The following is a 24,355-nucleotide window of genomic DNA, read 5'->3' as shown; positions in this document are numbered from 1 at the left end:
TTTAGCGAAGAGAAAGAGTAAACCATGCAGGAATTACAGAACGTTATTGAATCCGCTTTTGAGCGCCGCGCCGACATCACTCCGGCAAATGCAGATACCGAAACCCGCAGCGCAGTGGAAAAGGTTATCTCTCTGCTGGACTCCGGCGCGCTGCGCGTGGCTGAAAAAATTGACGGTCAGTGGGTTACTCATCAGTGGCTGAAGAAGGCGGTTTTGCTCTCCTTCCGCATCAACGACAACCAGGTGATGGAAGGCGCAGAAAGCCGCTACTTCGATAAGGTCCCGATGAAGTTTGCCGACTATGACGACGCGCGCTTTCGCGAAGAAGGCTTTCGCGTCGTGCCGCCGGCTGCGGTGCGCCAGGGCGCGTTTATCGCCCGCAACAGCGTGCTGATGCCGTCCTACGTCAACATCGGCGCCTACGTCGATGAAGGCACCATGGTCGATACCTGGGCCACCGTCGGCTCCTGCGCGCAGATCGGTAAAAACGTCCACCTCTCCGGCGGCGTCGGCATCGGCGGCGTACTGGAGCCGCTGCAGGCTAACCCGACCATCATTGAAGACAACTGCTTTATCGGCGCCCGCTCTGAAATCGTTGAGGGCGTGATCGTTGAAGAGGGCTCGGTGATTTCGATGGGCGTCTACATCGGCCAGAGCACCAAAATCTACGATCGCGAAACCGGCGAAGTCTTCTACGGCCGCGTACCGGCGGGCTCCGTGGTGGTCTCCGGCAACCTGCCGTCAAAAGATGGTTCTTACAGCCTCTACTGCGCGGTGATCGTCAAGAAAGTGGACGCCAAAACCCGCGGCAAAGTCGGCATCAACGAACTGCTGCGCAGCATTGATTAATCCGCCGTTGCAATAAGCGGGGCCTGCCCCGCTTTTTTTATATCTGCCGCTGGCGAAAGTCGATTTTTTCGTTAATTATTCATAGGTTATGTTTACCTGAAGGAAACCGTTATGTACGACAATCTGAAAAGTCTGGGCATCACCAATCCCGATGAAATCGATCGCTACAGCCTCCGGCAGGAAGCCAACAACGACATTCTGAAAATCTACTTTCACAAGGACAAGGGCGAATTCTTCGCCAAAAGCGTCAAGTTCAAATATCCGCGCCAGCGCAAGACCGTGGCCGCCGACGGCGTGGGCCAGGGCTATCGCGAAGTGCAGGAGATAAGCCCCAATCTGCGCTACGTGATTGATGAACTGGATCAGCTTTGCCAGCGCGATCGCGGGGAAATCGATCTGAAGAATAAAATTCTCGATGACCTGCGCCACCTTGAAAGCGTGGTGGCCAATAAGATAAGCGAGATTGAAGCGGATCTGGAGAAGCTGACGCGCAATCGCTGAGCGTCAGAAAAGCGCCCTTCCCCGTGAGGAAGGGCGACTGAGGATTACTGCATCAGCAGATAGATAGTGCTGTCGCCGCGCTGAATGTTCAGCGCCAGAACCGACGGCTTGCTGTCGAGGATCTTACGCAGGTCGGCGATGTTCTTCACCGGCTGCTGGTTAGCGCCGACAATCACGTCGCCTTTCTTCAGGCCAATCATTGCCGCCGGGGTGCTCCCCTTCACGCTGTTGACCGTCACGCCCTTATCCGCGCCCTTGTTGCTCATTTCGGCGCCTTCAATGCCTTTGAAGATGCTGCTGGAGTCCACCTGGGTGCTGCTGCTCTGCTGCAGCTCCAGGGTCACGTTCACCGGCTTGCCGTCGCGCAGCAGGCCCAGCTCAACTTTACTGCCCACCGGCATTGAGCCGACCTGGGCGCGCAGCGCCGCAAAACTGCTGATTGCCTTGCCGTTCAGGGTGGTTATCACGTCCCCGGCCTTGATGCCGGCCTTCGCCGCCGATGAGTTCGGCATCACCTGGCTTACGAAGGCGCCGCGCTGGGCGTCAACCTTCATCGCCTTGGCCAGATCGGAGCTCAGCTCGGTGCCCATAATGCCCAGCTCGCCGCGCTTCACCTGGCCATATTTGACCATCTGCTCGGTCAGGCTCTGCACCATGTTGCTCGGGATAGCGAAGCCGATACCGATGTTGCCGCCGTCCGGCGCCAGGATCGCGGTGTTGATGCCGATAAGCTCGCCGTTGAGGTTGACCAGCGCGCCGCCGGAGTTACCGCGGTTAATGGCGGCATCGGTCTGGATAAAGTTTTCGTAATTCTCCACGTTCAGGCCGCTGCGGCCGAGCGCCGAGACGATCCCGGAGGTGACGGTCTCGCCGAGGCCGAACGGGTTACCGATAGCCACGGTATAGTCGCCCACGCGCAGCGCGTCGGAGTCGGCCATCTTAATGGCGGTCAGGTTTTTCGGATCTTTAATCTGGATCAGCGCAATATCGGAGCGCGGATCTTTGCCCACCACTTTGGCGTCGAACTTGCGGCCGTCGCTGAGAGAGACTTTGATTGAGGTGGCATTATCCACCACGTGGTTGTTGGTGACCACGTAGCCTTTAGCGGCATCGATGATGACGCCGGAGCCCAGCGCCATAAATTTCTGCTTCTGGGCGCTATCATCGCCGCCGGGACCACCGCCCTGCTGGCAGAACGGCGAGCTCTGGAACGGCGAACCGTCCTGGCAGAACGGCGAGTTATCGCCGAAGAACTGCTGGAAGTTGCGCGGCAGGCGCGGCGTATTTACCGTGGTGCTGCCTTCAACGTTGATGCTGACCACGGAGGGCATTACTTTCTCCAGCATCGGCGCCAGGCTCGGCATCTGCTGGGCTGTCGTTGCTGACGAGGCCGTCTCGGCGGCGGTGGCTAAGGGAGAAAGAGCCAGACTCAGGCTAAGCGCCAGGGCGCTCATTGCTAACGTTGTTTTTTTCATTTGCTATCTCAGTCTCTATTCAAATCTAAGGTAAAGTTGCTGCGTACGTGGTTTGTCAGATTCATTTTATAGCGCGAAGTTCCGGATTTAAGTTCCCGGAAAAAGTAAAAAAATATTGTCCATCTTTACAAAACTCGCGGCTTATTCTACGGCCATCAGCCGACGATATTCATCCCACGCGTAGAGATCGGTCATGCCGCTAATATAGTCCTGAATCAGGCGACAGCGATAATAGAACTCCAGCGTCGGAAACTCGGCGGCATCGCGCGGCACTTTATTTATCGCCTCCACGTAGGCCAGCCGGTGGCGCGTCGATAACTTATGAAATAAACGGCTCTCAATCGGCAGATGACGCAGACGATCTTTATCCACCAGTTCGCTGAAGTCGCTCAGGGATAATTTCAGCAGCGGCTGATAAATATCGAGCAGACCGCTGATAACGCGGTATCCCTGCAGCTCAAGCTGCTCGACGTCGGGATGGCTGAACACCTCCTGCACCGCTACGCGCTTATAAAGTTCAAGCAGCTGACTGTAATCGCTGTCGTCCTCCAGCAGCGCCTGGTTGAAATTGCCGCTGTAAATTTGCGGTAAATTCTCAATAAAGCGGCGGGCGGCGTAGGGCACCAGTTTATTGAGGGTATTGACCCGCAAATACATAAAAAACTGATCTTCCGTGCTGCGGCTCAGGGAATTAGCCCGGGACTTCTCCCAGGCATTTTCCACCACCTGGGCAAACAGCGAACCTTTATCGTGGCTGCCCCAGGCATCATACAGATGCTGATAGAGCCGTTCGACGCTGAATATCCGCTTTTCGACCGCATCTTCAAGGTCGGCGACGCAGTAAGAGATATCGTCGGCGGCCTCCATAATCCACGTCAGCGGAAAGCGACTGTAAGGTTCAAGTGCAAGTTCTTTACGCAGCCGCGCAATATAGGCCTCTTCGGAAAAATAGTAGCCGGGCTTTTTCATCAGGTAGCTGTGGCTGGCCGGCGGCGCGCCGCGCCACCAGGCCGGGCGGGTGTATTTCAGTATGCAGCCCACCTGCGCCCAGGTGAGGTTCATGCGCATCAGGGTATGCACCATGCGAATGCCCTGGGCATTGCCTTCAAACTGGCAGAGATCCTGGCGCACCTTGCGCCGCAGTTCATTCAGCGTCTCTTCGCCGTCGCGCAGCCGCAGCGAGGCGGCGTCGCAGCGGTCGCCAATCAGCGGATCGCTGGCGGCGTCTTCGGGCCACAGGCGCTGGCGGAACCAGTCGTTGATCGCCGCCTCGCCGAAGTGGCCAAACGGCGGGTTGCCGATGTCGTGCATCAGGCAGGCCATCTCCACCACGCTCTCAAACGGCCCCGCCAGCTCGTCCAGCCCGTATGCTTCCAGCAGCTTCAGCTGCTTAAGGCGGCTCAATACCTCGCGGGCAATATAGCGCCCGACCTGCTGCACCTCCATCGAGTGCGTCAGGCGGGTGCGCACCGCCGCGTTGCGCTCCAGCGGAAAGACCTGGGTTTTCTGCTGCAGCCGCCGGATGGCGGGCGAGTTAATGATGCGCCCGCGATCGCTCTCAAAAATCCGCAGGATTTCATACTCCGTCGCCGCCGTTTGCACAGAGCGGTAGCGCCGACGCCAGTTAATCTTGGTGCGAAAATCTATCGTAGCCATTGCCTCTCCCGGTCCGGAAATGCGCATCCTCTGGGCGCATGATAAACTATGCCTTTAATCCTGACACATCGCGAGTAAATCTATGAAAATCGGCATTATTGGCGCCATGGAAGAAGAAGTGACGCTGCTGCGTGACAAAATCGATAACCGTCAGACCCTGACCCTCGGCGGCAGCGAAATTTATACCGGCCAGCTGAACGGCGTTGACGTTGCGCTGCTGAAATCAGGGATCGGCAAGGTGTCGGCGGCGATGGGCGCGGCCCTGCTGCTTGACCACTGCAAGCCGGATGTCGTCATCAACACCGGCTCCGCCGGCGGCCTGGCGCCGACCCTGAAGGTGGGCGACATCGTGGTGTCCGACGAAGCGCGCTACCACGATGCCGACGTCACCGCCTTCGGCTATGAATACGGACAGATGGCGGGCTGCCCGGCGGCCTTTGTTGCCGATGAAAAACTGATCGCTGCCGCAGAGGCCTGCATCCAGCAGCTCAACCTCAACGCCGTGCGCGGCCTGATCGTCAGCGGCGACGCCTTTATCAACGGCTCCGTGGCGCTGGCGAAGATCCGCCACAACTTCCCGCAGGCGGTCGCCGTTGAAATGGAAGCCACCGCCATCGCCCACGTCTGCCACAACTTCGGCGTGCCGTTCGTGGTGGTGCGCGCCATCTCCGACGTGGCCGACCAGCAGTCGCACCTGAGCTTTGACGAGTTCCTCGCAGTGGCGGCAAAGCAGTCTAGCCTGATGGTAGAGACGCTGGTGCAGAAGCTGGCGCATGGCTAAGATCCTGGCGCGGAGCCTTTTCGCGCTGCTGCTCTTCCCGGCGTGGCTGTTTGCCGCGCCGAGAGTCGTGACCCTCTCCCCCGCCAACGCCGAGCTGGCCTTTGCCGCCGGCATCACCCCGGTGGGGGTCAGCAGCTACTCCGACTATCCGCCGCAGGCGGCCGAGATTGAGCAGGTCGCCAACTGGCAGGGCATTAACGTCGAGCGCATTCTGGCGCTCAAACCGGATGTCGTCCTCGCCTGGCGCAGCGGCAACGCCGAGCGGCAGGTCAATCAGCTGAGCGCCCTCGGCGTGAAGGTGCTGTGGATAGAGACCGGCAGCGTTGAGCAAATTGCCGACGCCCTGCGCCAGCTGGCTGCCTACAGCCCGCAGCCGCAAACCGCTCGCGCAGCCGCCGACAGTATGCTCAATGAACTGCGCGCCCTGCGCGCCCGCTACGCCGGCGGCGCTAAAAAGCGCGTTTTCATGCAGTTCGGCAGCAATCCGCTGTTCACCAGCAATAAAGACTCTATTCAGAACCAGATCCTGCAGACCTGCGGGGCAGAAAACATCTTTGCCGATAGCCGGGTGCCCTGGCCGCAGGTCAGCCGCGAGCAGGTGCTGATCCGCCGTCCGCAGGCGATCGTCGCCACCGGCGATGAGGCCGCCGCCGGGCGAATTCGCCAGTTCTGGCGCGATCGGCTAACGGTTCCGGTCATTACCGTTAATAGCGACTGGTTTGAACGCCCTTCCCCGCGTATTATCCTCGCCGCGAAACAACTCTGCGCCGCCCTGGCGCGGCTGAACTAACGGGAAAAGCCTCAATGCTCGTCTATTGGCTGGATATCGTGGGTACTGCGGTATTTGCAATCTCCGGCGTACTGCTGGCCGGTAAGCTAAGGATGGATCCTTTCGGCGTGCTGGTCCTCGGCGTGGTCACCGCCGTCGGCGGCGGCACCATCCGCGATATGGCGCTCGCCAACGGGCCGGTATTCTGGGTGAAAGATCCTACCGATCTGGTGGTGGCGATGGTCACCAGCATGCTGACTATTCTGCTGGTGCGCCAGCCGCGGCGGATGCCGAAATGGCTGCTGCCGGTGCTCGACGCCGTGGGGCTGGCGGTGTTCGTCGGCATCGGCGTCAACAAAGCGTTTATCGCCGGAACCGGGCCACTGGTCGCTGTCTGCATGGGCGTGGTGACCGGCGTCGGCGGCGGCATCATTCGCGACGTGCTGGCCCGCGAAGTGCCGATGATCCTGCGCACCGAAATTTACGCCACCGCCTGCATCGCCGGCGGCATCGTCCACGCCACGGCGCACTATACCTTCGGCATGTCGCTGGAAAATGCCGCCATGCTGGGCATGCTGGTGACGCTGATTATCCGCCTGGCGGCGATACACTGGCACCTCAAGCTGCCGACATTTGCGCTGGATGATAGGGGAAAGTAGGTCGGATAAGCGCAGCGCCATCCGACGGAGGGCTGCGCAAAGGTTCAGCGCGGGGGTTACGCCCGGCGGCGCTTCGCTTGCCCGGGCCTACGCATGACTCAGGCTCCGCCGGTAGCGTTATGCAGGATGCATCAGATACTGAAGGAGGAGCCGCAGCCGCAGGTGCTTTTAGCGTTAGGGTTAGTCACGATAAAGCGTGACCCTTCCAGACCTTCGGTATAGTCCACGGAACCGCCGACCAGATACTGCAGGCTCATCGGGTCGACCACCAGGCCAACGCCCTGCTTTTCGATGGTCATATCGCCGTCGTTGATCTGATCGTCAAAGGTAAAGCCGTACTGAAAACCGCTGCAGCCGCCGCCGGTAATGTAGACGCGCAGTTTCAGGTTGGGATTGTCTTCATCCGCGATCAGGTTTTTTACTTTGCTGGCCGCCGCGTCGGTAAACTGCAGGGGCAGCGCTGCTACGTCGTCACTCATGTCATACTCCAGTCAATTCAGCATCTGGCGATAGTTTAGCCAGATATTTCTCGCTATTATCCGTCACGCGGTGCAAACCTTCAAGTATTCTCCCCGGCGAGCGCCTTTTCCTGCTGCGCCTTTTCGGCATTCTGCTTCGCCAGCGTGCGGGCCAGGATTGTTGAATAGAGCGGCTTGCCGCCGAGGAACTGTGCCAGCAGAGTGGCACCCAGGCAGGTAATAATCATTGGCAGAATGAGCTGGTAATTGTCCGTCATCTCCAGTACCAGCACGATGCCGGTGAGCGGGGCGCGCACGGAGGCCGCAAACAGCGCGCCCATCCCGGCGATGGCGAAGGTGCCCGCCTGCAGGTGATAAGCGGGGAACCACACCGCCGCCGCCATGCCAAACGCCGTCCCGAGCAGGGTGCCCAGCGCCAGCATCGGCGCAAAAATGCCGCCCGGCGCGCCGGAGGAGAAGCAGAGCAGCGTGGTGACCACGCGGGCAATAAAGATAAACATCAGCAGGCCGACGCCGTACTGCCCGGCCGCCGCAATCGGGATCAGATTAAAGCCGCCGCCCGCCGCCTCCGGGGTGATCAGCCCCAGCACGCCGCAGATGCCGCCGAGCAGGCCGCCGATCAGCACCCACTTTTTAATCTCGCCGCCGTGGATGCGCTGGAACATGTCCTGGGTGCGCAGCACCAGAAAGTTAAACAGCGGCCCGACGCAGCCGAAGATCATCCCCAGCACCAGATAGAGCCAGAGGGTGTTAACCGGGGCATTGGTCAGCTTGCCGACCTCAATCACCGCGCTTTCGCCGTTGAAGATGCGGAACACCACGCAGGACATGATCACGCCGATAAACACGGCCTTAATGGAGATCAGGTTGTAGCGAAACTGCGGGCGCATCTCTTCAAGGATAAACAGGATCCCGGCCAGCGGCGCGTTGAACGCCGCCGTCAGGCCAGCCGCCGCCCCGGTCGCCAGCAGGGTATGGCGCGCCTCGGGCTTACGCAGGCGGAAGATATCCAGCACCATGCGTCCAACGTTGCCGCCGAGCTGGACGGTCGGCCCTTCGCGCCCCAGCACCATCCCGGCGCCGAGGGTACCCATGCCGCCGATAAACTTCACCGGGATCACCCGCCACCAGCGCACCGGGCGCAGCTCCTCCAGCGCGCCTTCGATCTCGGGAATGCCCGACCCGCCCGCCTCCGGCGCAAAGCGCCTGACCAGCCAGTAGCCGACCATCGCCAGCAGCCCGGAGAGAATAAACGCCAGCGGCCAGACCAGGATGCTGTTGGCGTGCAGCAGCGACTCCACGCGCGCGTCATTTACCCAGTGCACCGCCCGCTCAAAGGCGACGCCCACCAGCCCTGCCAGGGTGCCGACCACCGCCGCCATCAGCAGGACGGCCAGCGGCGTTTTATCCCGCTGCACCAGGCGGCGAACCGCATCGCCCCGGCGCAGGCGGATTATCTGTTGTGATTCAAAAGAGGGAGTCTCTGCTTTCATGTCATTATCATTTATTGGTAATACAATTCGCAGCGCGCATTGTAACCAGCGCCGCGCGACACGTCGCCATAAAAAACCGCCATTTGCAGTTTGTTTCAATTGGGCAAAACTTTCATAACCGCAGGGGAATAACTTAGAATAGACGGCTAACATGCTTTCAACGAACCAGGAACTTCGCCATGAGCAAATCTGATACTCTCTACAGCGCCGCCCAGGACCTTATCCCCGGCGGCGTCAACTCGCCGGTCCGCGCCTTTACCGGCGTTGGCGGTACCCCTCTGTTTATCGAACGGGCCGACGGCGCTTATCTGTATGACGTTGATGGCAAAGCCTATATCGACTACGTCGGCTCCTGGGGGCCGATGGTGCTGGGCCACAACCACCCGGCCATCCGCAACGCGGTGATCGAAGCCGCCCAGCGCGGCCTGAGCTTCGGCGCGCCGACCGAGATGGAAGTCAAAATGGCGGCGCTGGTCACCGAACTGGTGCCGACGATGGATATGGTGCGAATGGTGAACTCCGGCACCGAGGCCACCATGAGCGCCATTCGCCTGGCGCGCGGCTTCACCGGCCGCGACAAGATTATCAAATTTGAGGGCTGCTATCATGGCCACGCCGACTGCCTGCTGGTGAAGGCCGGCTCCGGCGCCCTGACCCTCGGCCAGCCGAACTCGCCGGGCGTACCGGCGGACTTCGCCAGGCATACTCTGACCTGTACCTATAACGATCTGGACTCCGTGCGCGCCGCCTTTGAGCAGTACCCGCAGGAGATCGCCTGCATCATCGTAGAACCGGTCGCCGGCAACATGAACTGCGTCCCGCCGCAGCCGGAATTCCTGCCCGGCCTGCGCGCCCTGTGCGACGAGTTTGGCGCCCTGCTGATTATCGACGAAGTGATGACCGGCTTCCGCGTTGCGCTGGCGGGCGCCCAGGACTACTACGGCGTGGTGCCGGATCTGACCTGCCTGGGTAAAATCATCGGCGGCGGGATGCCGGTGGGCGCCTTCGGCGGCCGCCGCGAGGTGATGGAAGCCATTGCGCCAACCGGGCCGGTCTATCAGGCGGGCACCCTCTCCGGCAACCCGATTGCAATGGCGGCGGGCTTCGCCTGCCTGAACGAAGTCGCCCAGCCGGGCGTGCATGAAACGCTGACCAGCCTGACCAATCAGCTGGCGGAAGGTCTGCTGGAGGCCGCGGCCGAGGCCAATATTCCGCTGGTGGTCAATAACGTCGGCGGCATGTTCGGGATCTTCTTTACCGATGCTAAAACCGTGACCTGCTATCAGGACGTGGTGAAGTGCGACGTGGAGCGCTTTAAGCACTTCTTCCACCTGATGCTGGAGGAAGGCGTCTACTTTGCGCCGTCGGCGTTTGAAGCGGGCTTTATGTCCGTGGCGCACAGCGAAGAGGATATCAACCGCACCGTTGATGCGGCGCGGAAGGTGTTTGCCAAGCTGTAACACCAGCTATCCCTCCACCTCTCCTTCAGGGAGAGGTGGACATCCCGAGCCTACCTGCTCTGCTTCCTCAGCAGATAAATAAAGTACGGCGCGCCGATAAACGTCGACAGCAGCCCCGCCGGCACCTGGTAGGGGAACATCAGCATCCGCCCGCCCCAGTCGGCGCACACCAGCAGAATACCTCCCGCCAGCGCCGACAGAACGATGTGCGGCATCGTCCGGCGGAACCCCATCATCCGCGCGATGTGCGGCGCCATCAGGCCGACGAAGCTGAGCGGGCCAATGGTCATGGTGGCCGCCGCCGTCAGCGCGGCGGCCAGCAGCAGCAGAGCAATACGCGACGGCGTTATCGCCACGCCCACCGCGCGGGCGGTATCGCCGCCGAGCGGCAGGATGGTCAGCCAGCGGCGGCACAGCGGCGTCAGCGCCAGCAGCACCAGCATCACCGCGCCGGTGTACAGCACCTGCGGCCAGGTGGCGCCGTAGGTTGAGCCGGATATCCACGTCAAAATCTGCGCCATGCGCGGATCGCCGCTCGCCTGCAGCAGCATCAGCAGCATGGTGAACGCGGTGCTGAGCGCCATTCCCGCCAGCAGCATACGGTGCGGGGAGAAGCCGCCGCGCCCGGCGGCTATCAGGATAATCAGCAGCGTCGCCGCCGCCCCGAGGCTGCCCGCCGGCAGCAGCCAGCCAAAGGCGTTGCCCGGCACGAGGAACAGCATCAGCACCACGCCGAAGGCCGCGCCGGAGGAGATCCCCAGCACTTCCGGGCTGGCCATCGGGTTACCGGTCAGGCGCTGGATAATGCAGCCCGCCACCGCCAGCATCATCCCGGCCATCAGCGCCGCCAGGATGCGCGGGGCGCGCCAGGGCAGCAGGGCGTCGAGCAGGTCGCCGCTGGCCCAGCGCCAGCCCTCGGCGCCGCGCCCCAGCGACAGGGCAATGGCTATCGCCACCAGCAGCAGGGCCAGGACCGCCAGCGCCCAGGCGACCACCCGCCCACGCTCGGCGGCAGCGCGATCGCCGGCGTTCATCGCCGGGGCGCTGATGCTGCGCAGGCGCGGCAGCAGCCACAGCAGCAGCGGCGCGCCGAGCAGCGCGGTGACCGAACCGGTAGAGACTTCCATCCACACCCGGGAGAGCCAGAGAATGACCTGGTCCGACAGCCACAGCAGCAGCGCGCCTATCAGCGGCGCCAGCATCAGCCGGGCCAGCAGGCGGCGCGCGCCGAGCAGCTTCGCCAGCAGCGGCGCGAACAGGCCGATAAAGCCGATAATGCCCACCGCATTCACCAGCAGCGCGCTGATAACAATCGCCAGCGCCAGGGCTGCCAGCCGCGCCAGGGAGAGCGCCAGCCCGAGATTGCGGGCAACGCCGTCGTCCAGCCCCATCAGGGTCAGGGGGCGCAGCAGCAGCAGCGTCAGCATTGCGCCGCCGAGCAGCTGCGGCGCCAGCCCCCGTACGACGTGCCAGTCGGTCTGGGTCAGGGTGCCGCTGCTCCACAGAAACATGCTCTGCAGCTGATCGTGATGGAAAATCACCAGCAGCTGATTCACCGCCCCGCAGTACATGCTCACCACCAGCCCGGCGAGGATCAGCGTCACCGGCGACAGCCGCTTGCCCCAGGAGACGCCGAACACCAGCAGGCCCACCAGGCAGGCGCCGGTCAGGGCGGCAAACTGCGTGCTGCCAGCCCCCGGGATCGCCCACAGCGTAGTGACGGTAATGCCCAGCTGGGCGCCGGTGGCGACGCCAAGCGTGGTCGGCTCCGCCAGCGGATTGCGCAGCACCTGCTGAAACAGGACGCCCACCAGCCCCAGCCCGGCGCCGACCAGCAGTGAAACGGCGAGCCGCGGCAGCAGGCTGTAGTGGAACAGCATCTGCTGAATGCTGTCGATATCCGGGCGCAGCAGCGCCTGCATCCACTGGTCGCGCGGCAGCAGTTGGCTAACGTTGTGCCAGCTCAGCCACAGCGCGGCGGCGGCCAGCGCCAGCAGCAGAAGCGCCGGGAAGCGGGCGAAGCGCGGACTCATGGCTGGCCTCCCAGCGCCCGGTCCAGAATGCGGATAAAGCGCATCGCCGACAGGGTTGCGCCGTAAAACCACACCGCCGGCGCCCGCTGCAGGCGGCCCCGGCGAACGAACGGCATCGCCTGCCACAGCGGCGATGCCGACAGCGCGCGCATATCGCCCTCGTTGCCGTGGTCGAAGCAGATGACATCGGCATCTTTAAACCCGCCCAGCCGGTCAATGCCCACCACTTCGCTGCCCCAGAAGTTGGTCTCGCCCTGCCAGGCGTTGACGATACCGAAATCGTCGAGGAGCGGCTGGAACAGGCTGTTGGGGCCAAATACCAGCGCGTGGCGGGGATCGAGGAGCGAAATCATCAGCAGCGGGCGCGAACCACGCCCGGCAAAGCGCGGCCGGTGCGCGGCCACAAACCGATCGAAGTCGTCAAGGTGCTGCCGGGCCCGGCTCTCCAGCCCGAGCAGCTGGCCCATCTCCAGCAGCGAGCGACGGGCCAGCAGCAGCGGCTGCTTACCGTCGCTGAAGTTAACGCCGCGCCCCGGCGCAATGCGCGCCAGCGTCGTCTCAGCCGGGCCGTAGCCCGCGGACCAGAAGAGATAAGAGGGCTTCAGCTCGGTCAGCAGCTCAAGATTCGGCTCCGTGCGCAGCCCGACGTCGATAACCGAGTCGGCAAGCGCGGGCTCGTTGACCCACAGCCGGTAGTTGGGCACGTCGGCGACGCCGTAAGGCATCACGCCGAGAGCCAGCAGCAGCTCCACCGGCAGCCACTCGAGGGCCACGATGCGCCGCAGATCCGGGGCGGCGGCGCGGGCGACGCCCGCCCGCCAGAGCAGCGGAGAGAGGGCCATTGCCGCCAGCAGGCGGCGGCGGTTTATTGCAAAGGCATCATTCATCAGAGAACAAAGCTCACCGGGGCCGCGCCCGCGGGATGCGGCAGGATCCCCATCGGAATGCCGTAGATCTGCTCCAGGGTTTCGCCGCGCATGATGGCCGCCGGCTCGCCCTGAGCGATAAGCTTGCCGCCGCGCAGGGCCACCAGATAGTCGCAGTAGCGCGCCGCCATATTGATGTCGTGCAGCACGGCAATCACGGTCAGCCCGCGCTGCTGGCTGAGGCGGTGCACCAGCGCCAGGACATCCACCTGGTGGGCGATATCCAGCGCCGACGTCGGCTCATCGAGCAGCAGGCAGCGGCTGTCCTGGGCCACCAGCATCGCTATCCACGCCCGCTGGCGCTCGCCGCCGGAGAGGCTGTCCACCAGCCGCCCCGCCAGCGGCTTAAGGCCCACCAGCGCGATCGCCTCCTCGACTTTCTCCCGGTCGGGCGCGCCGAAGCGGCCCAGCGCGCCGTGCCACGGATAGCGGCCAATCGCCACCAGCTCACGCACGGTCATCCCCTCCGCCGGCGGAAGCTGCTGCGGCAGATAGGCGACTTTGCGGGCAAAGGATTTGCTGCTCCAGCTCGCCAGCGGCTGGGCGTCGAGCAGGATCTCGCCCTCCGACGGCGGCTGGTGGCGGCCGAGCATCTTCAGCAGCGTCGATTTGCCGGAGCCGTTGTGGCCAATAAGGCCGGTGACCTTACCCGCCGGAAAAGCAATCGACAGCGGGTGCAGCAGCGTGCGGTCCGGTACGCGGAAGGTGACGTCGCGCAGGGTGAAGGTGGTTTGCGAGCGGGGGATGTTATGCAAAATAGCGGCCCAACGTAGTAAAGGGCGCGCCAGGCGCGCCCGTCAGCAGGTTAGAAACTAAAGGTGGCTGTACCGGTTATCTGACGCTCGGCGCCCCAGTAGCACGCGTAATCGCGATAGCAGCTGGAGACGTATTTGCGGTTGAACAGGTTATTCACGTTAACGCCCACCGAAGAGCCGGGCAGGCCGAGGCGCGCAAGGTCGTACTTAATGGTCGCGTCGGCCACGGTGTAGCTGGAGACGTTAAAGGACTTGTTGGTCTTTTCACCCGTAGTGTAGAAGCTGGATGATGAGCCTACATAGCGGCCCCCGGCGCCAACAGTTAACCCGCTAAGCGCAGTTTCGTGGAAGGTGTAGTCCGCCCACAGCGACGCCATATTACGCGGGACTTCGGCAGGACGCTTATTATCGTAGGTATTGTCTTCAGTATACTTAACATCGGTATAGCTATAGGCTGCCGTCAGATTGACGTTGGCCGTCAGCGCCGCTTTAGCTTCCAGCTCAAGGCCGCGCGAGCGGATTTTACCGCCCTGAACACTAAAACCAATGCGGTTTGGATCCGGATTCGGGTCAGACGTCAGGTTTTTGTCTTTCTTAATCTGAAACACAGATGCAGTCAGGCTAACCGGCATATCTTTAGGAAGGTATTTAACGCCTGCCTCATACTGCTTACCGCGTGAAGGATCGAACGCTTTTTGTTCGTAGGAGCGACCAGCATTCGGTTCGAAGGATTCGCTATAGCTGAAATAGGGGGTGATGCCATTTTCGAATAGATAGTTCAGGCCTCCGCGCCAGGTAAATGCTTCATCACGGTTTAAATCTCGTGAGTCGCTGGCGCGGCTAAACACGCTGGTTTTCAGAAAATCATAGCGTCCACCAAGCGTAAGTACCCACTTCTCCCACTCTGCCTGATCTTGAATATACAGACCGGTCTGCTCCAGGCGATTCAATACCTGATAGGGGAAGTTAGGCACAATATTGGCTTTTCCGCTGCCCGGATGGCGCATATCAATCGGATCGGCAGAGCCGTACATCGCATCAACGTCATTGCGGCTGCGTATATAGTCCACGCCCGTCAACAGCGTATGCTCCACGGCCCCGGTATCAAACTTGCTCTGCAGCTGAGTATCGACGTTAAAATCAGCCAGATCTTCATCCGAGCGAACGTAGGCACGGGAAATTTGCTGCGGCGCGATATAGCCGTTGCCGTATACCGAGCGATACAGCGTATGCACCCGCGTATAGCGCAGATTCTGGCGCACGGTAAAGGTGTCATTAAAGGCGTGGCTGAAGGCGTAGCCCACCATCTGCTGGCGGCGCTCCATCTTATTGTCCGGATCGCCCTCGTTGAAATCCTTCGGCAGCTTGTGCGAATTGCCGTTGGCGTCCACGTACGGCACCACGGTGCCCTGGCGCGGCAGCCAGCCGTAGTAGCCCGCTTCCGGATCGCTCTGGAAGTTGCTCAGGAAGGTAAAGTCGGTATTGGCATCCGGACGCCAGCTGAACGAGGGCGCGATAGCATAGCGTTTCGACTGAACGCCATTCTGCTGAGCATTCTCCTGCTTGCCGAGCCCGGTCAGGCGGTAGGACCAGACGCCATCGTCATCCAGCGCATCGCTGAAGTCAAAGCCGGTCTGCCACAGGCTGTGGGAGCCCGCTTTAAACTGGATCACGCGCAGCGGTTCAGTGGTCGGCCGCTTGCTGACCATACTTACCACGCCGCCGGGGTTACTGTTACCGTACAGTACCGATACCGGACCGCGCATCAGCTCCACGCGCTCCAGAAACCACGGATCCATCGACACTTCAGAGTAGTTATTGCCCTGCAGCTTAATGCCGTCCAGGTACTGATTGGTGTTCACCGTGGTCGGCGAGGTAAAGCCGCGAATCGACACCACATCATAAGTATTCGAACTGCCGCGGGTTGCAAACACGCCCGGCGTATAGCTCAGCGCCTCTTTTACCGTTTCCGGCTGGCGCATATCCATCTCCTGGCGCGTCACCACGGAAATCGACTGCGGGGTCTTCTCAATCGGCGTATCGGTTTTGGTGGCGGTCGCGGTGCGCTTGGCCGCGATAGTCGGCGCCGGTCCCCAGGCGCTCTCTTGCGGCGCGGCGGCGGTAACGACGAGGGTTTCCTCTTTTTTGGCTGTATCCGCTGCCTGGGCATACCAGGACATGCTGCCCGCAGCGGTAGCCACGACGACCGCAAGCCTGCGCAAAGGGGTATTAATAGTGTTGTGACGCGCCATGATGCTTCTCTGATGGAGTTGGATGAACAAGAACGTGAACGATAATTATTATTATGCCAGCGCGATAATAGGCGAAGCGCGTTTGTGATAGCAAGCACAAGACCACCCCGCGCTTACTGAGGGTTCAGGAAATAACCACTTTTTGAATAGGCCTTAAGAAGGCGTAGTGAGGCAGTATTACGGCCAAAAAAAAGCCTGCCCACGCCGTCAGCGGCGGGGGCAGGCCTGAAGGGGACTATCAGTTACCGCCGAACATATCCTTGATCCAGCCGGCAACGCCGTCGCTCTTCTCTTTCTCCGGCTGCTGCTGTTGCTGCTGTTGCGGCTGCTGCGGCTGAGAAGACTGATCGAACGGATTGCCGCTCTGCTGCTGCGGCTGACTCTGCTGGCAGAGCGCGTCCGGATTGGTGGTCCAGACCGGCAGCTGGCGCATCCCGCCGCCGCCGCAGACGAAGTTGCCGCCGTCATCGACGCCCATATTGACGATATCCTCCGGCGGCGTCAGATCCAGCGGGATCGGCGACTGGTTCGCCAGGTAGCGCTGATAGATAGACATCGCCCCGCTGGCGCCGTACAGCTTCGTCGGCTGGTTATTATCGCGGCCCACCCAGGTGATAGCCACTTCACGCCCGTCGATGCCGGCGAACCAGGTATCGACATTATTGTTGGTGGTCCCGGTTTTCCCCGCCAGGTGCAGGCCGGGGTATTTCGCCCCCAGCTGGCGGCCGGTGCCGCGCTGAACCACCTGCTGCATGGTCCACAGCGTCATGTACGCCGCCTGGGCCGGTACCGCACGCTCGGCCTGCGGATAGCTCTGATAGAGCACCGTGCCGTCCTCGGCGATCACCGAACGCAGCGCCGACAGCGGCGCGCGGTTACCGCCGCTGGCGATAGTCTGGAACGCCTGCGCCACTTCAATCGGCGTCAGGTTGAGCGCCCCGAGCAGCATGGCCGGGACCGGATGCAGCTGATCTTTCGGCACGCCCAGCTTCTGCCAGGTATCGGTCACCGCCGGCAGCCCCAGCGCCAGGCCGAGATTAACGGTCGGGACGTTCATCGAACGCGTCAGGGCATCCACCAGCATCACCTGGCCGCTGAAGCGGTGGTCGTCGTTCTGCGGCGACCAGCTCTTGCCGCCGGGCTGCGGAATAGTGATCGGCGCATCGGCAATCCAGGTGTTGAGACGATAGCTGTTCGGCTGGCTCAGCGCCGTCAGATAGGTCGCCGGCTTGGCCAGAGAGCCAATCGAACGGCGGGCCTGCATGGCGCGGTTGTAGCCGGCAAACTGCGGCTCCGCCCCGCCGACCATCGCCCGGACTTCGCCGGTGTAGCGGTCGACAATCACCATCGCCGTTTCCAGATCGCTCAGCTTGCGCTGCTTCTTGAGCACCGGAATGCCTTCGGTCGCCGCTTTTTCAGCGGCATCCTGGGCCACGGAATCAAAGGTGGTGAAAATCTTCACGCCGGAAAGATCTTTCACCTTATCGCCAAGCTTAGCGTTCAGCTCCTGGCGCACCAGCTGCATAAAGGCAGGCTGCGGGGAGATCACGCCGCCGCGCGGCTGCACGCCCAGCGGGCGGGCGCTGAGCATGTCGTACAGCTCCTGATCGATGATCTTCTGCTGCTGCAGCAGGCGCAGCACCAGGTTACGCCGCTCCAGCGCCAGCTTCGGGTTGCGCCACGGATTATAGATGGACGCCCCCTTCACCATGCCGACAAGCAGCGCCTGCTGGTCAAGGCTCAACTCCTCGACCGGGCGGCCGAAGTAGTAAAGGCTCGCCAGCGGGAAGCCGCGGATCTCGTTATCGCCGCTCTGGCCGAGGTAGACCTCGTTCATGTACAGCTCAAGGATGCGGTCCTTGCTGTAGCGGGCGTCCATGATCAGCGCCATGTAGGCCTCATTGGCCTTACGCCAGTAGGAGCGCTCGCTGGTCAGGAACAGGTTTTTCACCAGCTGCTGGGTGAGGGTACTCGCCCCCTGCACCGTGCGGCCCGCCATCAGGTTCGCCAGCACCGCGCGCCCCATCGAGTAGAAGCTGATGCCGTCATGCTCGTAGAAGTGGCGGTCTTCGGTGGCGATAAGCGTATCCACCAGCAGATCCGGGAAGCCGCTGCGCGGCACGAACAGCCGCTGCTCGCCGTTGGGCGACGACATCATGGTAATGAGGCGCGGATCGAGGCGGAAGAAACCGAACTGGCGATTGTTGTCGATGTTGGTGATGCTCTCGAGCCTGTCGCCGTCGAACGTCAGGCGCGCGCGCACCTGCCCCTCTTTACTGTCCGGGAAATCGAACGGGCGGCGGATCATCTCGATGCTGTGGGCCTGGACGGTAAACTCGCCCGGCCGGGTCATCGCAGTCACCTGACGATACTGGGTCGCCGTCAGCAGGCGCACCATCTCGTTTTTACTGATCGCCATATCCGGCTCAAGGTTGACCATCCGGCCATAGACCGCCGCCGGGAGCTGCCAGACCTTGCCGTCGATGCGGTGGCGGATCTTCTGATCCAGGTAGACGCCGTAGATGGCAATCAGTACCGCAAAAACGATGCCCAGTTTGACCAGCAGCCAGAACCAGCCGCGCTTGCCGCGCGGCCTGTTGCCTTTGCCTTTTCCTTTACGCGGCATGGGTGCGTCATCCTCATCATCGTATTCATACTCGTCGTCGTACTCATCGTCCCTGAGGCGACGACGGCTTACCTTTTGCTTCGCCGGACGCGCGGGCTTTTTCCCCTTGCGCCCAATCGGCTCGCGGTCATTCCCCGCCATGCTCTCTCTCCGCAATATCCAGGCATAAGCGCCTGATTCTCATGTTCTCCGCCCGCGGGCGGAAGAAGAAATCTCTCAAAATGGTGGCGAGGTTTTCCCCCCTCGCCCTGCCCCTCTCCCCTGAGAGGAGAGGGAGCGGGCTGTGCAGACCCTCGCCCGCGGGTGAAAGGGCCCGGCTACGAATACTTCTTCGTCCGCCGCGTCGGCGCCGTATTAGCCGGATCGTCCGGCCAGACGTGCTTCGGATAGCGCCCCTTCATCTCTTTTTGCACCTCGCGGTAGCTTCCCGCCCAGAACGCCGCCAGATCGCGAGTTACCTGCAGCGGGCGGTGGGCGGGCGACAGCAGCTCCAGCACCAGCGGCACGCGGCCGCAGGCGACAGTCGGCGTGGCCGCCTCGCCGTACATCTCCTGCATCCGCACCGCCAGGACCGGAGGATTATCAGCGTCATAGCGTAGCGCAATCCGGCTACCGGTGGGCACAGTGTAATGCGTGGGCAGCTCACTATCCAGCCGTTGACGTAACGACCAGGGCAGCAGGCTCTGTAGCGCCTGTGCGACGTTCAGCGCCTTGAGCGCCCTGAGGGAGTGTACGCCGCCCATCTGCGGCAGCAGCCACGCTTCGAGCCCCGCCAGCAGCGCCGCGTCGTCAACTGCGGGCCAGCTCTCCTCCGGCAGCCACTGCGCCGCGCGGGCGATGCGCAGGCGCAGCTGCTCCGCCTCCGGCGTCCAGTTAAGCACCCCGAGTCCCTTATCGCGAATGCCGTTGAGCATCGCCCGGTGCAGCTCCTCTTCGGAGGGCTTCGCCAGCGGCTGCACCTTCACCGTCAGCTGGCCGATGCGCGAGCGGCGCCAGGCCTTCAGGGTGCCCTGGGCCTCGTCCCACTCGACGGTATCCGACTGGCTGAGCAGCTGCGGCGCATCGGCCGCCAGAGCGTCAATATCCAGCGGCAGCGCCAGCAGGATGCGGGCGTCCGGCGACTGGCTGCCCTGCAGCAGCAGCGGGGCGATGAGCCATTCGTGGCGGCCCAGCGCATCGTCGGCGTCGAGCATCGCGCCCATGCCGTTGGCCAGCTGGTAGCGCCCCTCCTGCCCGCGGCGGCGGGCGATGCGGTCGGCAAAGCCGCGCGCCAGCAGCGGCGCAATGCGTCCGGCATCCGGCGCGCCCGCCCCGCCCTTCATGCGCTGTACCAGCGCCTTCGCCCGCTGCTGCCAGTTGGGCTGATTGCGGGAAAATGCCGCGCCGAGGTCGGCGCTGCCGCCCCGGGGCGGCTCTTCGAGTATGGCCGCCAGCTTTGCCGCCGTGGCGCGGTCGTCGGCCTCTGCCGCCGTCGCCAGCATCGCCGCCAGCCGAGGATCGTTGCCGAGCGCGGCCATCTTCTGTCCGACGGCGGTGAGGCGCTGGCCGTCGAAGGCGCCAAGCTGCGCCAGCAGCCGGCGGGCGGCGGCAAGGTTGGCCTCCGGCGGCAGATCCAGCCAGCTCAGCTGGGCCGGATCCTGACATCCCCACTGCAGCAGCTCCATCAGCAGGCCGCTGAGATCGCTGTGCAGGATCTCCGGATCGCCCTGCGCCGCCGCCCGCTCCGCCTGCTCTTTACCTACCAGGTACAGGCTGATGCCCGGCTCAAGCCGCCCGGCGCGGCCCGCGCGCTGGGTCATTGAAGCCTGGCTGACGCGCTGGGTCACCAGCCGCGTGAGGCCGGTGCGCGCGTCGAAGCGGGCCACCCGCTCCTGGGCGCAGTCGACCACCAGGCGGATCCCCTCGATGGTCAGGCTGGTTTCGGCGATGTTGGTCGCCAGCACCACTTTGCGCGCGCCCTTTGCGGCGGGCAGAATCGCTTTGCGCTGCTCACTCAGCGGCAGCGCGCCGTACAGCGGGCAGAGCACCACGTCGGCGGCGACGCGGGACGCGAGCTGCTCCTGCACCCGCTGGATTTCGCCGACGCCGGGCAAAAACAGCAGCATCGAACCGGACTCTTCGCGCAGCAGCCCGGCGGCGGCGGCCGCTACCGCCTCGTCAAAGCGCTGGTGCGCGGGCAGCGAAAGATAGCGGCGCTCTACCGGAAACGCCCTGCCCTCGGAAACAATCACCGGCGCGTCCGGCAGCAGCGCCCGCAGGCGGTCGTTGTCCAGCGTCGCCGACATAATCAGCAGCCGCAGATCGTCGCGCAGCCCCTGCTGGACATCGAGCAGCAGCGCCAGCGCCAGATCCGCCTGCAGGCTGCGCTCGTGAAACTCATCGAGAATAACCAGCCCGACGCCGGACAGCTCGGGGTCCTGCTGCAACATCCGGGTCAGAATACCCTCGGTCACTACCTCCAGCCGGGTGGCGTCGCTGACGCAGGTGTCGGCCCGCATCCGGTAGCCGACCGTGTCGCCGGGCTTCTCGCCGAGCAGCTCCGCCAGCCGCTGGGCGACGTTGCGCGCCGCCAGCCGGCGCGGCTCCAGCAGGATGATTTTACCGCTGACGCCGCCCTGGCGCAGGATCTGCAGCGGCAGCCAGGTGGACTTACCGGCGCCGGTGGGCGCGTTGAGCAGCACCTGCGGCGCGGCGCTCAGCGCCTGGAGAAGTTCAGGAAGAATAGCGGCAACGGGCAAAGAGGACACGAACGGCTCCGGGGATGACTTTACAGGGGCAGGCATTGTAGCATTGGCCCGAGCCATTACCGAGTCCCCGCTATGTCCGAGTCAAAACGCCTCTTTTTCGCCCTTGCGCTTCCCGATGACGTGCAGCAGCAGATAGTCCACTGGCGCGCGGCGCACTTTGCCGACGATGCCGGACGTCCGGTGGCCGCCGCTAACCTGCATCTGACGCTGGCCTTTCTCGGCGACGTCAGCCCGGAGAAGCAGCGGGCGCTGTGCGCGATGGCCGGGCGCATTCGCCAGCCCGGCTTTACGCTGGCGCTTGACGATGCCGGGCAGTGGCTGCGCTCCCGGGTGGTGTGGCTCGGCACCCGCCAGCCGCCGCGCGGCCTGCTGCAGCTGGCGAATATGCTGCGCGCCCAGGCGGCGCGCAGCGGCTGCTACCAGAGCCCGCAGCCGTTTCATCCGCACATCACTCTGCTGCGCGATACCGCAAACCGGGTCGCCATTCCCGCGCCCGGCTTTCGCTGGTCGGTACCGGTCACCGAGTTTGCGCTCTATCAATCAGACTTCTCGCGGGGCCGCACCCGCTACACTGCGCTGGCGCGCTGGACGCTTGACGAATAAGGAACAGAGATGCAGTTTTTACCGCCGCTACGGCCCGCCCGCCTCATTAAGCGCTACAAGCGCTTTCTCGCCGACGTCATTACGGCCGACGGCGAAGCGCTGACGCTGCACTGCCCTAATACCGGGGCGATGACCGGCTGCGCCACGCCGGGCGATACCGTCTGGTACTCCACCTCAGAGAGTAAAACCCGCAAGTATCCCCACACCTGGGAAGTGACCGAAACTCAGGGCGGGGCGTTTATCTGCGTCAATACGCTGCGCGCCAATCAGCTTGCGAAAGAAGCGATACAAAATGGGAATATTTCAGAACTTACTGGTTATAGCGAGATAAAAAGTGAGGTTAAATACGGCGCCGAACGCAGCCGCATCGATCTAAAGCTACAGGCGCAAGGGCGGCCTGACTGCTATATTGAAGTGAAATCAGTGACGTTAGCAGAGCAGGAACAGGGCTATTTCCCCGACGCGGTGACGGAACGCGGACAGAAGCATCTGCGGGAACTGATGAACGTGGTGGCCGAAGGCGATCGCGCCGTACTGCTATTTACGGTGCTGCACTCGGCCATTACCTGTTTTTCACCCGCGCGCCATATCGACGCTAAGTACGCGCAGCTATTAGAAGAAGCTTATAACAAGGGGGTGGAGGTGCTGGCCTACAAAGCAGCGCTCTCTGCCGAAATGATAACGTTGCAGGAACCGTTAAAGGTTGTGCTATAACCCACTGACGGCCCGGACAACAAGTGAGCCGATCGCGTGCGTAAATACGCTTTTCCTCACAGGGTTGTCAAGTGTAACGTTTAGATAATTGCTATCCGGAAAAGCATCTGCTATTTATAGCGGCCTGATTTTTTCCCCCACCTGGGGATCGATAGTGCGTGTTAAGGAGAAGCAACATGCAAGAAGGGCAAATCCGTAAAACATCGTCCCTGAGTATTCTCGCCATCGCTGGGGTGGAGCCGTATCAAGAGAAGCCGGGCGAAGAGTATATGAACGACGCCCAGCTGGCGCACTTCAAGCGTATTCTTGAAGCGTGGCGTAACCAACTCAGGGATGAAGTTGATCGTACCGTAACGCACATGCAGGACGAAGCGGCAAACTTCCCGGACCCGGTCGACCGCGCCGCCCAGGAAGAGGAGTTCAGCCTCGAACTGCGTAACCGTGACCGCGAGCGTAAACTAATCAAAAAGATTGAGAAAACGCTGAAGAAGGTCGAAGACGAAGATTTTGGCTACTGCGAATCCTGCGGCGTCGAAATCGGCATCCGTCGTCTGGAAGCGCGTCCGACAGCCGATCTGTGCATCGACTGCAAAACGCTGGCGGAAATCCGCGAAAAACAGATGGCTGGCTAATTACTCATAGCGATTAATTATCACTCAGGCGGGAGTCTTCTCCCGCCTTGTTCATTTTCAGACTATGCAAAACGCAGACTATATCGGGCGCTTCGCCCCCTCCCCCTCCGGCGAACTGCACTTTGGCTCGCTGATAGCCGCCCTCGGTAGCTATCTGCAGGCCCGCGCGCAGCAGGGCCGCTGGCTGGTACGTATCGAAGATATCGACCCTCCCCGTGAAGTTCCCGGTGCCGCCGACGCGATTCTGCGCCAGCTGGAACATTACGGCCTGCACTGGGACGGCGAGGTGCTGTGGCAGTCGCAGCGCCACGACGCCTACCGCGAGCGGCTGGCCTGGCTGAAGGCGCAGGGGCTTTGCTACTACTGCACCTGCACCCGGGCGCGTATCCACAGCGTCGGCGGCGTTTACGACGGCCACTGCCGCGACCTGGGCCTCGGGGCAGAGAATGCCGCCCTGCGCCTGCGCCAGACCCGGCCGGTACTCGGCTTTTATGACCGCCTGCGCGGCGAGATCGCCACCGACGAGGGGCTTGCGCGGGAAGACTTCATTATTCACCGCCGCGACGGGCTGTTTGCCTATAATCTGGCGGTGGTGGTGGACGACCACTTTCAGGGCGTGACCGAGATTGTGCGCGGCGCCGATTTAATTGAGCCCACCGTGCGGCAGATATCCCTTTATCAGCACTTCGGCTGGCAGCCGCCGGAGTATATCCATCTGCCGCTGGCGCTGAACGCCGAGGGCAATAAGCTCTCCAAGCAGAACCACGCCCCCGCGCTGCCCGAGGGCGACCCGCGGCCGGAAATTGTCCGGGCTTTGCAGTTTCTTAAGCAGCCCGTTGCCGACGACTGGCGCGACTTATCCCTTGCGGCGCTGCTGAAAAACGCGGTGGCTGAGTGGACGCTGGCAAATCCGGCATTCTCAAACGGTTCGCTCTGAGCTATGAT

The 24,355-nt window shown here is 62.5% G+C and carries 19 protein-coding genes and 1 pseudogene; 10 read left to right on the top strand and 10 right to left on the bottom strand.

The features are described 5' to 3' along the window. The first annotated feature begins 24 nt into the window (after window positions 1-24). Both dapD and ENGE1_RS07935 read left to right on the top strand, forming a co-directional pair. Window positions 25-849, top strand: coding sequence for a 2,3,4,5-tetrahydropyridine-2,6-dicarboxylate N-succinyltransferase (gene dapD / locus ENGE1_RS07940; protein WP_043085923.1), 825 nt, complete (start codon window positions 25-27; stop codon window positions 847-849). Window positions 850-960: 111 nt separating this feature from the next. Continuing rightward, a complete protein-coding gene (locus ENGE1_RS07935; protein ID WP_043085925.1) occupies window positions 961-1,350 on the top strand; it encodes a DUF3461 family protein in 390 nt (129 codons plus the stop codon). A gap of 44 nt (window positions 1,351-1,394) precedes the next feature. On the opposite strand, the gene degP is transcribed toward ENGE1_RS07935, so the two are convergent. After that, window positions 1,395-2,825 carry a serine endoprotease DegP gene (gene degP, locus ENGE1_RS07930; protein WP_048253148.1) on the bottom strand — a complete coding sequence of 477 codons (1,431 nt, stop codon included), beginning with the start codon at window positions 2,823-2,825 and terminating at the stop codon, window positions 1,395-1,397. Between the two features lie 141 nt (window positions 2,826-2,966). Beyond that, complete coding sequence (dgt, locus tag ENGE1_RS07925; protein ID WP_045287531.1) at window positions 2,967-4,481, bottom strand: dGTPase; 1,515 nt, start codon at window positions 4,479-4,481, stop codon at window positions 2,967-2,969. Window positions 4,482-4,563: 82 nt separating this feature from the next. Between dgt and mtnN the strand changes: the two genes are divergently transcribed. From mtnN to ENGE1_RS07910, 3 genes are read left to right on the top strand one after another with little or no spacing between them, the layout of a single operon-like run. Continuing rightward, window positions 4,564-5,262, top strand: a complete 699-nt coding sequence (gene mtnN / locus ENGE1_RS07920; protein ID WP_045287532.1) for a 5'-methylthioadenosine/S-adenosylhomocysteine nucleosidase — start codon at window positions 4,564-4,566, stop codon at window positions 5,260-5,262. Continuing rightward, window positions 5,255-6,052 (top strand): vitamin B12 ABC transporter substrate-binding protein BtuF, encoded by a 798-nt coding sequence (gene btuF / locus ENGE1_RS07915; protein WP_048253149.1) that lies wholly within the window; start codon window positions 5,255-5,257, stop codon window positions 6,050-6,052. Before mtnN ends, btuF begins: the two co-directional genes overlap by 8 nt. A gap of 14 nt (window positions 6,053-6,066) precedes the next feature. Then, window positions 6,067-6,690, top strand: coding sequence for a TRIC cation channel family protein (locus ENGE1_RS07910; RefSeq protein WP_048253150.1), 624 nt, complete (start codon window positions 6,067-6,069; stop codon window positions 6,688-6,690). Between the two features lie 131 nt (window positions 6,691-6,821). Here the strand turns inward: ENGE1_RS07910 and erpA are convergent, their stop codons facing one another. Both erpA and clcA read right to left on the bottom strand, forming a co-directional pair. Then, complete coding sequence (gene erpA, locus ENGE1_RS07905; RefSeq protein ID WP_043085936.1) at window positions 6,822-7,169, bottom strand: iron-sulfur cluster insertion protein ErpA; 348 nt, start codon at window positions 7,167-7,169, stop codon at window positions 6,822-6,824. Between the two features lie 80 nt (window positions 7,170-7,249). Next, entirely contained in the window at window positions 7,250-8,662 is a 1,413-nt protein-coding gene (gene clcA, locus ENGE1_RS07900; protein ID WP_043085937.1) for a H(+)/Cl(-) exchange transporter ClcA, read from the bottom strand. A 179-nt stretch (window positions 8,663-8,841) separates the two neighbouring features. On the opposite strand from clcA, the gene hemL reads away from it, so the two are divergent. Beyond that, window positions 8,842-10,122 (top strand): glutamate-1-semialdehyde 2,1-aminomutase, encoded by a 1,281-nt coding sequence (gene hemL / locus ENGE1_RS07895; RefSeq protein WP_043085938.1) that lies wholly within the window; start codon window positions 8,842-8,844, stop codon window positions 10,120-10,122. Window positions 10,123-10,172: 50 nt separating this feature from the next. Here hemL and fhuB read toward each other — a convergent pair whose 3' ends face one another. The 6 genes from fhuB to hrpB all read right to left on the bottom strand — a co-directional run bounded on the left by fhuB (window position 10,173) and on the right by hrpB (window position 21,461). Further along, window positions 10,173-12,155 (bottom strand): Fe(3+)-hydroxamate ABC transporter permease FhuB, encoded by a 1,983-nt coding sequence (gene fhuB / locus ENGE1_RS07890; RefSeq protein ID WP_048253151.1) that lies wholly within the window; start codon window positions 12,153-12,155, stop codon window positions 10,173-10,175. Beyond that, complete coding sequence (gene fhuD, locus ENGE1_RS07885; protein ID WP_048253152.1) at window positions 12,152-13,042, bottom strand: Fe(3+)-hydroxamate ABC transporter substrate-binding protein FhuD; 891 nt, start codon at window positions 13,040-13,042, stop codon at window positions 12,152-12,154. Before fhuD ends, fhuB begins: the two co-directional genes overlap by 4 nt. Next, window positions 13,042-13,836 carry a Fe3+-hydroxamate ABC transporter ATP-binding protein FhuC gene (gene fhuC / locus ENGE1_RS07880; protein WP_225823495.1) on the bottom strand — a complete coding sequence of 265 codons (795 nt, stop codon included), beginning with the start codon at window positions 13,834-13,836 and terminating at the stop codon, window positions 13,042-13,044. The genes fhuD and fhuC overlap by 1 nt, the downstream gene beginning before the upstream one ends. Before the next feature lie 50 nt (window positions 13,837-13,886). After that, entirely contained in the window at window positions 13,887-16,088 is a 2,202-nt protein-coding gene (gene fhuA / locus ENGE1_RS07875) for a ferrichrome porin FhuA (protein WP_048253154.1), read from the bottom strand. A gap of 238 nt (window positions 16,089-16,326) precedes the next feature. Beyond that, window positions 16,327-18,855 (bottom strand): bifunctional glycosyl transferase/transpeptidase, encoded by a 2,529-nt coding sequence (mrcB, locus tag ENGE1_RS07870; RefSeq protein ID WP_043085943.1) that lies wholly within the window; start codon window positions 18,853-18,855, stop codon window positions 16,327-16,329. A gap of 176 nt (window positions 18,856-19,031) precedes the next feature. Then, window positions 19,032-21,461, bottom strand: a complete 2,430-nt coding sequence (gene hrpB / locus ENGE1_RS07865; protein WP_048253155.1) for an ATP-dependent helicase HrpB — start codon at window positions 21,459-21,461, stop codon at window positions 19,032-19,034. A 72-nt stretch (window positions 21,462-21,533) separates the two neighbouring features. Between hrpB and thpR the strand changes: the two genes are divergently transcribed. From thpR to gluQRS, 4 genes and pseudogenes are all read left to right on the top strand, one after another. After that, entirely contained in the window at window positions 21,534-22,064 is a 531-nt protein-coding gene (thpR, locus tag ENGE1_RS07860) for an RNA 2',3'-cyclic phosphodiesterase (protein ID WP_048253156.1), read from the top strand. Between the two features lie 9 nt (window positions 22,065-22,073). Next, window positions 22,074-22,778 carry a DNA/RNA nuclease SfsA gene (sfsA, locus tag ENGE1_RS07855; protein WP_043085946.1) on the top strand — a complete coding sequence of 235 codons (705 nt, stop codon included), beginning with the start codon at window positions 22,074-22,076 and terminating at the stop codon, window positions 22,776-22,778. A 176-nt stretch (window positions 22,779-22,954) separates the two neighbouring features. After that, on the top strand, window positions 22,955-23,410 hold the full coding sequence (gene dksA, locus ENGE1_RS07850; protein ID WP_043085947.1) for an RNA polymerase-binding protein DksA: 456 nt from the start codon (window positions 22,955-22,957) through the stop codon (window positions 23,408-23,410). Between the two features lie 64 nt (window positions 23,411-23,474). Beyond that, a pseudogene (gene gluQRS, locus ENGE1_RS07845) lies at window positions 23,475-24,354 on the top strand (tRNA glutamyl-Q(34) synthetase GluQRS). Window position 24,355: the final 1 nt, after the last annotated feature.

This window comes from Pluralibacter gergoviae ATCC 33028 = NBRC 105706 (assembly GCF_001598855.1).
Lineage (GTDB): Bacteria > Pseudomonadota > Gammaproteobacteria > Enterobacterales > Enterobacteriaceae > Pluralibacter > Pluralibacter gergoviae.
This window is presented reverse-complemented; position numbering and strand designations above follow the sequence as displayed.

Coding starts and splice junctions, on each gene's coding strand:
- dgt (WP_045287531.1), bottom strand. CDS start 4,481: ATGGCTACGATAGATTTTCGCACCAAGATTAACTGGCGTCGGCGCTAC.
- sfsA (WP_043085946.1), top strand. CDS start 22,074: ATGCAGTTTTTACCGCCGCTACGGCCCGCCCGCCTCATTAAGCGCTAC.
- ENGE1_RS07935 (WP_043085925.1), top strand. CDS start 961: ATGTACGACAATCTGAAAAGTCTGGGCATCACCAATCCCGATGAAATC.
- fhuD (WP_048253152.1), bottom strand. CDS start 13,042: ATGAATGATGCCTTTGCAATAAACCGCCGCCGCCTGCTGGCGGCAATG.
- btuF (WP_048253149.1), top strand. CDS start 5,255: ATGGCTAAGATCCTGGCGCGGAGCCTTTTCGCGCTGCTGCTCTTCCCG.
- fhuB (WP_048253151.1), bottom strand. CDS start 12,155: ATGAGTCCGCGCTTCGCCCGCTTCCCGGCGCTTCTGCTGCTGGCGCTG.
- dksA (WP_043085947.1), top strand. CDS start 22,955: ATGCAAGAAGGGCAAATCCGTAAAACATCGTCCCTGAGTATTCTCGCC.
- hemL (WP_043085938.1), top strand. CDS start 8,842: ATGAGCAAATCTGATACTCTCTACAGCGCCGCCCAGGACCTTATCCCC.
- mrcB (WP_043085943.1), bottom strand. CDS start 18,855: ATGGCGGGGAATGACCGCGAGCCGATTGGGCGCAAGGGGAAAAAGCCC.
- degP (WP_048253148.1), bottom strand. CDS start 2,825: ATGAAAAAAACAACGTTAGCAATGAGCGCCCTGGCGCTTAGCCTGAGT.
- fhuA (WP_048253154.1), bottom strand. CDS start 16,088: ATGGCGCGTCACAACACTATTAATACCCCTTTGCGCAGGCTTGCGGTC.
- thpR (WP_048253156.1), top strand. CDS start 21,534: ATGTCCGAGTCAAAACGCCTCTTTTTCGCCCTTGCGCTTCCCGATGAC.
- erpA (WP_043085936.1), bottom strand. CDS start 7,169: ATGAGTGACGACGTAGCAGCGCTGCCCCTGCAGTTTACCGACGCGGCG.
- clcA (WP_043085937.1), bottom strand. CDS start 8,662: ATGAAAGCAGAGACTCCCTCTTTTGAATCACAACAGATAATCCGCCTG.
- ENGE1_RS07910 (WP_048253150.1), top strand. CDS start 6,067: ATGCTCGTCTATTGGCTGGATATCGTGGGTACTGCGGTATTTGCAATC.
- mtnN (WP_045287532.1), top strand. CDS start 4,564: ATGAAAATCGGCATTATTGGCGCCATGGAAGAAGAAGTGACGCTGCTG.
- dapD (WP_043085923.1), top strand. CDS start 25: ATGCAGGAATTACAGAACGTTATTGAATCCGCTTTTGAGCGCCGCGCC.